Here is a 10,525-nt window from a genome sequence, read left to right on the forward strand (position 1 = left end):
CACTTTGACATCCAGCTCCAGCGCTAAAGCAGAAGTGAACTTCACACTCCTTATACGCTAAGTCAACATCGAACGCTCGTGCACCTCGTGTTTCCTTTGCCCCACCTTAACGGGCAGTAAATGATAATAACTGCCCGTAAAGGTCCGATAAGTCTCGCTATCCATCAGATAACCCACTGATGGAAGTCTCGCTTTATCTCATACGGAGTGCTCTTGTTTCTCGTCGTTAAACGGGCGCTTACGCTTTTGTTAATATTTACTTTTATTTCGTACCATAGGTGTATCAGAGTGTTTTTTCATTTCTTCACAAGATTTTAATAGCTTATTTGTTACATGGTCTAAATTACTTAAAACATAACAATATTCAAGATCAGAGAGGTCATCTTTTGTTAATCGTGTTAAGTGCAAGATGGCTCTAAAAAGGAGATTTAGGTCAGAGCTGTGAATTTCAATTGTATCTCTAGTATATAGAAAGGTCTCTTGAGCAACAGAAACAGTCTGCAATAATCTTTCTTTCGCCGATTCATTTTCGAACATTTCGATCTGTAATAAGGGATCCTTCGTAATATTAGCAATCCTCATTCGTTTTTCCATGAATTCTATATCATTATTGTTGGTATTATTTAACATGCATATAGCTCCCTAAAGTTTTTACCTTTAATATGTACAAAATAATAGATAATTATTCAATTTGGATATTCGATACTTTCGTATGACGTTAATCAAGAATTAGACCACTGCTCTAAACATCTAGCAGAGATCTAATTTTTTAGAAATTAAGGCCTTGTCCATCCTTCTTCCACACTAAATACCCCAATTTGACATGTGCCGGGGTATTAATGATGTTTTAGTCTAACCCTTGTTAGGTAGGTGGACTGATTTCACATGTCGAGCATTTACATAAGTTACTTCTTCCCTAGCAGTCACCAATTCTAACATATTGTTTTGAAAGCTGCGGAGCTGACCAATTTTCCGAACATTTTCACCTAAGTCGAAAATAACAATGTTACCAAACATTTTTTTAATTTGGGCATCAAGGGACCGTGCTAGGGAGAGAGTTGAAGGGTAGCTAGTAAATGTAGATCTTTCTAATGCATAAGGGACTTGGTTGCTGTTATATGGAATTAGCCATTTTAAATGCTGCAATGAAATGTACATCGTATGAAAAACGGGTGAATAGAAAACAAAATAATCATTCATGATATTCGTGACATACCCGTGAATTGCTTGATTATTCGCGACGACAATTTCAGAAAACATGCCTTTAGAATTATTTAATATTTTTCTTACGGATAATGTATCTGATTCAGTTTCTAATGGTAATTCTTCTGGAAACTCGATTGATTCATAATTTTCTTCATCTAAATATAAGAGGTGGATGTGAGCGATAGGAATATAGATAAAGTCTTTTCCATTGAATAGAACAATCAGATCTGTACCAGTATCTACTAGTAATCCTCTTGTATGGATTTGTCCTGGAATTTCCACGCAGATGTTTTTGCCAATGTATACCTTGAAATTGTTCATATAGCCTCCTCCTTTTCTAATAATATAGCCATTCTGTCCAGAGATATAAAGCAAGTAATGTAATGATTAAACCGATTGGGATAACAAGGATTGTCACCTTAACATATTGTCCCCAGGAGATCTGAATCTTGTTTTTACGCAAAATAAACATCCAAATAAGTGTTGCTAATGTCCCCATTGGAGAGATAAGTGCTCCTATATCACTACCGATAATATTAGCTAAATAGGCAAGCTGTAAGGTGTGTGTATCTAAACCCATTTCAACAAACGATAACGTGCCGATCATGACAGCAGGTAAGTTATTAAAAAGATTTGAAAGGACTGTTAGTAATACTCCTGAGATCATGATTGTGTTAAACCGATTTGTAATCATATATTCTTTTAACGAATCAACAATTAATGTTGTTGCTCCAACGTTATGGAGACCATACACTAAAATGTACATACTAAACGCAAATAATAATACATGCCACGGTGTTTTTGTCAAAATATCCATACCACCGATTCCTTGCCTTTGCCAGCGGATATAGATTAGTAACAAAGCACCGACAATGGCTATTATCTCAAGTGGTACACCGAACGGAGTAAGGGCAAAAAATCCCCCTCTAATTAATACCACTACGATGATACAGATACGAAATGTTGACCAGTCAATGTCATGTAAGGGATTACCCTTGTCAGCTAATGGATGTTCAAGAAGAATGTTATTTTGAGAGTGAATCCCAAAGGGAAGGTTAAACGAAGGGATTTTCTTCGGTATATCCTTTCTGTAATACAGATAAAGTAAAAGTGAGATTGCCACAATACCTATCATAGAGGGGACAAACATCATAGCAACATAGCTGTTTAAATCAAGACCAACAATTTTAAGGGCAATTAAATTTGCAATATTACTTACCGCAATGGGTGCACTTGATGCCGTTGCAATTAAAGCACCAGATAGTAGATACGGAATTTGTTGATGTGGCTTTAACCTTAAAAGTGTGACAATTCGTATAATAATGGGGGTTGTAATTAATATGCTGCCATCATTATTAAAAAATAAAGTGGTTAAATAACATAGTGTTAAGATGTAGACATATAGAATGATCCCTGAGCCACGGGATTTTTTTACTAGATTGTGAGCAACCCATTTGAAAAATCCAACACTTTCTAAAACAATTGACATGACAATTGTAGATATTATAGTAATAGATGCTCCGCTAACAATATTAAAAATTTCTTTTACATCAGAAAGAGGAACAATCCCTACTAATAGGACGATAAAAGCACAAATCGAAGTTGGTACTGTTTCACTAATTCCTCGGGGTTTCCACACAATAAAAGAGACTGTTAATACAAAGAGCATCAACATAAACATAGCTTGAAAATCAAACATGTTGTTTCGCTCCTCTTGTTAAGGGAGAATCATTACCTTTTATATCTAATTTTTGATTTCTAACCATCGTTTCCTTTTCTTGTCTAGGTGGACATAAAATCGTGTAGAATAGAGAACCAGCTAGAATAAAAAAGAGTGTTATCAGCATTTCATCACCCTCTTCCATTTCTTTTTAGAAAGCCGCACAGCTTATTATTTGTACGGCTATGAATAACAGTGATTTTCACAAATAACAAAAAAATGCATAATGATACGCTCTGCTAGTTACTAAGATTTTTTGCCTTTTTTAATGCTTCCTCAAGGTTTGCAGAGACTTGAGACATAAGCATATCGTAAATGGCCTTTTTCTTATTAGACTTTTCTTCGTTACTTTTACTAACGTCTGTGTTCATTTGAACAGATTGACTATCGTCCGTTTGTTTCGCTTCTTTTTCACTATTTTTTGCAGAATTTTTGCTGCTCGATTTGTTAGAGCTTTTTTCTTTGTTAGATTGTTTTGATTCTTGTTTACTTGTTTGCTCAGTGTTATTATCTTTTTCTTGTTTTGTATCATTTTCTTGGTTCTTATCTTTTTCATTAGTGGATTCTTCGTTCTGATTATTTTGATTGTCCTTGTTATCCTCGTTGTTCTCGTTATTTTCGCTTTCCTGTTGTTTCTTTTGATCATGTTTTGATCCATGGCTTATGTTACGAATGTGGTAATTCGTGATACGAAAAACTTTTTCATGATGAATGACTGTTACATAATCACTTGTTATATCAGCTAATACACCTTCAACACTTTCTGGTCCGCCACGGTTAATTGTTACCCAGCTGTGTTGGAATCCTTTTAACAAATCAGCAAAGACTTTTGCAGTTACTTTAGGTAAACTTAGGTTTGAATTTTCTTTTGATGGACCATTATCAACACTAATACTCTTAATGTGATGGATTTGATAAAAGACAACACCATCTTTTTCTGTTTGTAATGTTAAAAAGTCATCGTATACATCTAATAACTTACCTTTTAGACTTTCAGGACCACCTCGATCAATTTGAACATTTTGGGACTTCAATTGACCTAGCATGTCTTTAAAAGACTCAGATTTAAGGACCTTAGGTTTCGTGTCCGCTTCTGTCGTAGATTGAAAGTTTGCTTTTGTATCTTCTACAACACTCTTTAGATGCATTGTTTGATAATAGACGACTTCGTTATTGTCAGTTAAAAGGGCAATAAAATCAGATTTTACCTGAAGTAATATACCTTCCCTTGATTCAGGTCCCCCTTTATATGTGCGAACTTTTCGACCTATTAATGATAATAAATATGACAAATTATTTTTATTACTCATAGATTTTTCCTCCCTATCATTTTCACTATAATTATGTTTGTAATGTAAGTATATGTGGTGGGGGTCTCTTTGGTATTAAACTAGTACCCTATTCCGCAAAAATCCATTAACGACTCAAGGACATTTAACCTATTCTTCATCATATGGTTAAAAATTCAGGCAATCAGTCTAATTATCATTTTTTGTGCTATATGTGGATAGCAAGTATGGATAAGTTCTCATAATTTAATAAGAAAAGAGAATCAAATGGAGGTGATAGCTACGTTAGAGGAACATGCATTAAAAGAATACAAGTGGGAAGATGAAGAACTCTGGATCTCAAATTATGTGGCCAGGGCAAGAATTAAAACAGACTATAAAGTAAACTCATTACTGCATCATGAAGTATCTCCATTCCAAGAAATTAGCATTGTCGATACGAAGGGCTTTGGGAGAATGCTAGTTTTAGATGGAGTTCCACAAGTTTCATCTAAGGAAGGCTTTATCTATAATGAAATGATTAGCCATATCCCAATCATTACTCACCCCGATCCGAAAGTTGTTGGGATGATAGGAGGAGGGGACTGTGGTCCTGCTCGTGAGGCAATGAAGTATTCAGGAATTGAAAAGATCAGTGTAGTTGAAATTGATCAGCAAGTGACAGATGTATGTAGAACTTGGTTAACGCCATCCTCCCATTATGATAGTGATAAGCGCTTCAGTATGATCCATAAGGATGGAGTGGATTGGATACAAGAAAACAAAGGTAACTATGATGTATTAATGATTGATCGTTCAGATCCAGTTGGTCCAGCAGCAAAATTGTTTAACCAAGGATTTTACAAGGATGTATTTGAGTGCCTTACTGATGAAGGTGTTGCAGTATTTCAGTCTGGATCTCCTTTTTATAACACCTCGACTCTACGAAAAACGTACCATTCATTATGTGAACTATTTCCAATCGTTAGGACCTATTTGGTGACAATTCCCCTCTTCCCATGTGGATTGTGGAGCTTTACAATTGCATCAAAAAAATTCGATCCTTTAGATGCCGATTTATCTAGACTAAAAGCTGAGGACACAAAATATATTAACTCTGAGATTGTTTATGCTTCATTCGTTTTACCTAATTATGTGAAGGAGATATTAGAATCGAATTAGGGGGATTCTATGATTTAAGATGGAATCCTAAAAAAGAAGTTAGGTAGCCATTAGGCTACTTATTTTTTTACTTTTTTAATCCATATCCCCAGTCCTTACTTACTCACACATGTAGTCTGGAAGTCGATTATTATTTCTGAAAAGATATCGATTAATTGAGGTCGGTACTCTTTCCGCATTGTTCGGGATAGTTCAATTTGAAAGGTGTGAAAGTGGGAACCAAACCCTTGATAACGATTTCCATCTCCAAGTCTATGATAGGTAATAGACTCATTCCCAACAAATTTTTGATCAAAGATAAGGTTGATGTTAGGTAACAATTGTTTTGCTTTTTTCGTAAGTGTTTCTTCAAACCAATTTTTTATTTCTACCGAACAGGAGCGCCCGCGAACAGTTCCAATTTCCACACCGTATGGACCATAATGGTCATCCTTCATCCCATGAAATGATACATGTAGGAATGGATGTGTGAGATGTTGTTGATCATAATCGACAATGTTCAGAAATTCCAAAATATCTTTTAGGGCATGCCTATATTCTTTTATGGCTAAATCATTATCACCATTTGGACTCCGATTCAAATCTGCTAGCTTTCTCGAAACGGTACTAATAATGCCTGGACACCCTGTTCTTTCCATAATGCCTTCAACAATGTTGTCGGTAAATACATCTGCAGCTGGTGGTGTGGCATGTAAGGCATCGGAAAGACAACAGATATACCCATTCCCTTTATTGTATTTTACATAGTTTTGTTGAATGTATTTCAATGGCATGATGAATGCTCCTTACGTATTAATGTCTATATTCCACCTATACTAACAAATGCAAAAATGTTGAATAATGTGAACTATAACAAACGATTTTAAAGTAAATATTGTTGCCATGCTAATAGTGTGAGCATTTAGCTTAAAAGGGCGATAGCTCTAGGGTAAACATACTGGAAAATTATTAAGAGTGTCATAGTATATAAAAACTACTTTTGTCTAGTATGAGCGGAAACAAATTTCTTTCTTTAAACAGAGTGTAAAGGTCTGTAAAGCGTACTGGAACGATAATAGAAGTTTCCTAGATTTTTTAGTATTGGAGGTTTTTTGTGTGGATTTGATGAAGGAGAGATTCTGGATCGAATCTGATAAGGAATTATTGCTACAAATCCTAAATTTAAACAATGTTCCATCCATTGAATTAGTAGATCCAAAAACGTGTATGTATCCGATCATTGGTCGAAAGTATGGAAAACATGGTGGGAAAGATGTTTCAATGATTCATACAAAGGAACAAGCGATAGATGAAGGCTATGACTTTTATACGAAATTATATCCCATTGAAACAGAATACTGCTTGGAAGTTGAAGGTCTTTTCATAAAAGGGGTGGAACTCGCTTTTGTCCAACAGGCGATCTTCAATGAAATTCCAATTCGAACCGCATCATTTGGATGGGAGTGGAGAGAGGTTGACGAAAGCTCAATCCCAATTGAATGGAAGATAATGGCGATTCGGGCACTCTATGTGACAGGACTAACACATGGCTTTGTAAAGATAGGTGTTCTACCAAATGAATCAGTCGTAGTCTTAGATATTAATCCCTCAAATAAGACGTTTTTAGAGGATATTGTTGAACCAAAGCTCCCCTTTTCAATTGGAGCGGACATTGAATTTATGCTGAGTTGTGATCATGAGTTATTACCTGCATCAACCTTCTTTCCAGTAGATGGGGATGTTGGCTGTGATGAAAGACAGATCGAAAAAGATAGTGGGGAATATGCATTAGTAGAAATAAGACCAGAGAAGGGAGAGTCCCCGCAGGAGTTATACATTCATGTTAAAGATCTTGTAGAAAAAGCATCTCAAATGGCCCCCTATGAAAATATTGAATTTCTTGCAGGAAGTATGCCTTTTAGAGGTTATCAATGTGGGGGACATCTCCATTTTGGTATTCCAGCATCATTATCATTATTACGAGCGCTTGATCACTATCTTGCTGTACCATTCGCGTTGATAGAGGAACCAAGGACAGCAAAACTAAGAAGAAGAACGAATCACGGAGGATTAGGTCGGTTCCGTAAAAAAACATATGGATTTGAATATATATCCTTAAGTTCTTGGCTTGTGGATCCTAAGCTTACGAAATCAATTCTATGTCTTGCTTACTTAGTAGCTGCCCATCATCATGAGCTGCAAAGTGAGTTCTTATTCCACCAGACAATACAACGAGCGTATTACCATGCTAACCTCCCTATACTCAAAACACTTTGGCCAGACATAAAAACAACACTTATGAACACATCAAGTTATTCAAAATTTGAAAGTGAATTAGTCTACCTTTTTGAGATTATTGAAAACGGAAAGTGCGTTCATGAGGCATCTGACATGCGTCAAAACTGGGAGTTGACAATTCCGAATCAAACATATGATACCGGTCTTATTATACAAATTCCGAAAAAAATCAGGCAAAAGTATAACCTGAAAGAAGGAGATTCAACCTTTGTTTGCGCAGGGAAAAATATGTCGCCGGCAACCATTCATGCGTATCCTTTTTCATTCCGCAATTCAAATATGATTCAGCTTTCAAAATCATTGCGCGCAAAATTAACTCTTCCAAAAGACTGGAATCCTAAACTAGTATCTGCTGGTGGCGTCATTACACTGGGGCCAATTATTGGGATATTAGCTGCACGACCTTTTGATCGGCAAACCACGTACTTTCATCATTTATTTAGACTTGCCAAAGAAAAGCAAATGTTTGTTTATGTATTCGAACCTAAGGATATCAATTGGGATCAACAGGTTATTAAAGGAACAACACTTGATGGTGAAGGGATTTTTCCTTTCCCCGCAGTAATTTATGATCGATTTTTATTTCGTGGAAAAACAAATATTACCTATGATATCGATGAAATTAGAGTGAAGCTGCAAACACTTTATAAAATCCCGTTTCTTAACCCACCAGCATTATTTCAACTGACAGGTAACAAGTGGGAAACACATCAACTTTTATTGGATAAACATGAAGAATATTTACCAGAGACACGTCTAATTGAACATTTAACAGATTTAACAGAGATGCTTGATCGCTATGGGGAAGTGTATATAAAACCGGTGTTAGGTGGCTCGATGAGTAAAGGAGTCATTCGGATTATTAGGCGCCCAACTGAAATCTTGATGTTTCATTTGAATACGAAAACACTGCAACAATTTAGTCGGGAAGATGAGTTATTTGAAGTTATATCTCCACTTATTGAACGAACTCCACATCTAATACAGGAAGGAATTCGTCGGAAAAAGTACAATGGTAAAAATTTGGAGATTCGTGTGTATATGCAAAAAAATGAAAAGCATACTTGGTTTCGAACAGGGATGGTTACCCGACTCACGAGTGAAGAAGTGATGACAGAGGATTTAGAGGTGAACTTGCGGTTAAGCAAAGTGATGAATAACTTGTATCTAGATCCAACTGAACGGCGATATATGACAAATCAATTAGGTAAGGTGTCCAAAAAGATTGTCGCAACTGTGGAACAGGAAATTGGAAGCTTTGGAGAGCTGGCAGTAGATTTATGTATTGATCAATATGATTCAATTAAGCTCCTTGAAATCAACGCAAAGCCAGACAACTTATTCTCACAAATTAGAGCTTATAAACTGCGCTCTCTTGCTGGCATTCGTTTGCTTAATTATGCAGCTTCACTTGCTGGCTACAGGGATCAATAAAATTTAAAGTGAGGAGTGATCTACGGTGATTCATCTACCTTTAAGTACGATTCTTTTACAAATCGGTGGTGTTGAGTTCCTACAGGGGTATGGGAATCCAGTGATCCACTATGTCATGAATGTGTCAAAAAGGGAAATTGATGACAACACATTGGTATTTCATATGGATCATGAAAAAATAAACGGTAAGTATTGGAAGAATAACGAATCAATCGTTATTGTAACAGATCGACCAGATTTATGCACCGACCTTGGTGATTCCATTTTTTTAATTAAGACGGAAGATTTAGATGAAGCCTATTGGAAATTTGTCACCTATTATCGCGGGCTTTTTGATATCCCTGTCATTGGTGTAACAGGTACATGTGGGAAAACTACAACAAAAGAAATGATTCGGCAAATTCTAAAATATGATTTTAACGTAAAAGCAACATGGATGAGTATGAATTCTATGTCTGTTAATCTCCGTTATTTAATGAAATTAGAAAAAGAAACAGAGATTGCAGTTTATGAAATGCCTGTCGCATATCCAGGTTATTTAAAGGTAGCCTGTACGTATTTTCAACCACAAATTAGAATTTTACTAAATATTGGTGTGCATCATCTTGCTGACTGTGAAACACCTGAAGAATATATGAAGGCAAAGGCAGAAATTGTTGATGGTTTAGATCCTGAACATGGAGTACTCATCTTAAATGCTGATGATGAAAATATCAAGAGAGTAGTGAATGTTAACCACTTAAAAAGAGTAGTTTATTTTGGAAAGAGTGAGCATTCTGACTTTCGAGCAACAAATATTCAATATGCTAACGATGGCATGATATTTACATTAGCATACCTAGACGATGAGTATGATGTCTTCGTACCAGGATATGGAGAGCACAATATTTATAATGCTCTAGCATCGATTGCAGCTGTTTCATATGCTGGTGTTACGATTGAACGGGCAATTGAATTGTTGGCAAGCTTTGAACAGGTAAAAGAGCATTTAGAATTTAAAGCTGGAAAAGGTGGCTGTACAGTGATTGACGATACGTGGAACTCTGCACCTCTCTCAATGGCAACAGGGCTGCAAGTGTTAAGTGATGTATCGAAAGACAAGAAGTCAATTGCCCTTTTAGGCTATATGCCACAGCTTGGTAAAGGACCATATGCAGTTGAACAGTATGAAGAAATGGGAAGAAAAGCCGTAGAAGCTAATATTGACATGCTTGTCGTGGTAGGGGAGAAAGCGAAGTATATAGGCCTTGGAGCAATTAAGCATGGGATGGATCCAAACAAGATTCACTACTGTGAAACAGGTTACGAGGTGTTTGACCTTATAGAGCCATATTTATCAGTCGACACAAATATTCTTTTAAAAATTACTTATCGGGTGATGAAGCGAGAAAGCTTTAAAAAACTTAGAAAAAACCTCATTCAACATGATGATGAGTAA

At 36.1% G+C, this 10,525-nt stretch carries 9 protein-coding genes; 3 read left to right on the forward strand and 6 right to left on the reverse strand.

Annotated elements, in window-relative coordinates; translation table 11 throughout:
* Positions 1 to 249: 249 nt before the first annotated feature.
* The 5 genes from HUW50_RS16360 to HUW50_RS16380 all read right to left on the reverse strand — a co-directional run bounded on the left by HUW50_RS16360 (position 250) and on the right by HUW50_RS16380 (position 4,236).
* Entirely contained in the window at positions 250 to 630 is a 381-nt protein-coding gene (locus HUW50_RS16360; protein ID WP_066325173.1) for a hypothetical protein, read from the reverse strand.
* A gap of 222 nt (positions 631 to 852) precedes the next feature.
* Positions 853 to 1,527: a DUF2642 domain-containing protein gene (locus tag HUW50_RS16365; RefSeq protein ID WP_066325177.1), complete on the reverse strand. Its 675-nt coding sequence runs from the start codon at positions 1,525 to 1,527 to the stop codon at positions 853 to 855.
* Between the two features lie 16 nt (positions 1,528 to 1,543).
* On the reverse strand, positions 1,544 to 2,905 hold the full coding sequence (locus HUW50_RS16370) for an arsenic transporter (RefSeq protein WP_066325178.1): 1,362 nt from the start codon (positions 2,903 to 2,905) through the stop codon (positions 1,544 to 1,546).
* Entirely contained in the window at positions 2,898 to 3,053 is a 156-nt protein-coding gene (locus HUW50_RS16375) for a hypothetical protein (protein ID WP_185653046.1), read from the reverse strand. The genes HUW50_RS16370 and HUW50_RS16375 overlap by 8 nt, the downstream gene beginning before the upstream one ends.
* 112 nt (positions 3,054 to 3,165) lie before the next feature.
* A complete protein-coding gene (locus HUW50_RS16380) occupies positions 3,166 to 4,236 on the reverse strand; it encodes a hypothetical protein (protein WP_066325181.1) in 1,071 nt (356 codons plus the stop codon).
* Between the two features lie 246 nt (positions 4,237 to 4,482).
* Here HUW50_RS16380 and speE point away from each other — a divergent pair, with 246 nt between their 5' ends.
* Positions 4,483 to 5,376 carry a polyamine aminopropyltransferase gene (gene speE / locus HUW50_RS16385; RefSeq protein ID WP_083964432.1) on the forward strand — a complete coding sequence of 298 codons (894 nt, stop codon included), beginning with the start codon at positions 4,483 to 4,485 and terminating at the stop codon, positions 5,374 to 5,376.
* A gap of 95 nt (positions 5,377 to 5,471) precedes the next feature.
* On the opposite strand, the gene HUW50_RS16390 is transcribed toward speE, so the two are convergent.
* Complete coding sequence (locus HUW50_RS16390; protein WP_066325184.1) at positions 5,472 to 6,149, reverse strand: hypothetical protein; 678 nt, start codon at positions 6,147 to 6,149, stop codon at positions 5,472 to 5,474.
* 331 nt (positions 6,150 to 6,480) lie between these two features.
* On the opposite strand from HUW50_RS16390, the gene HUW50_RS16395 reads away from it, so the two are divergent.
* Together HUW50_RS16395 and HUW50_RS16400 are read left to right on the forward strand one after the other, a co-directional pair.
* A complete protein-coding gene (locus HUW50_RS16395; protein WP_232328962.1) occupies positions 6,481 to 9,087 on the forward strand; it encodes a putative amidoligase domain-containing protein in 2,607 nt (868 codons plus the stop codon).
* Positions 9,088 to 9,112: 25 nt separating this feature from the next.
* Positions 9,113 to 10,525: a Mur ligase family protein gene (locus HUW50_RS16400; protein ID WP_185653047.1), complete on the forward strand. Its 1,413-nt coding sequence runs from the start codon at positions 9,113 to 9,115 to the stop codon at positions 10,523 to 10,525.

This window comes from Metabacillus sp. KUDC1714, from assembly GCF_014217835.1.
Taxonomy (GTDB): domain Bacteria; phylum Bacillota; class Bacilli; order Bacillales; family Bacillaceae; genus Metabacillus; species Metabacillus rhizosphaerae.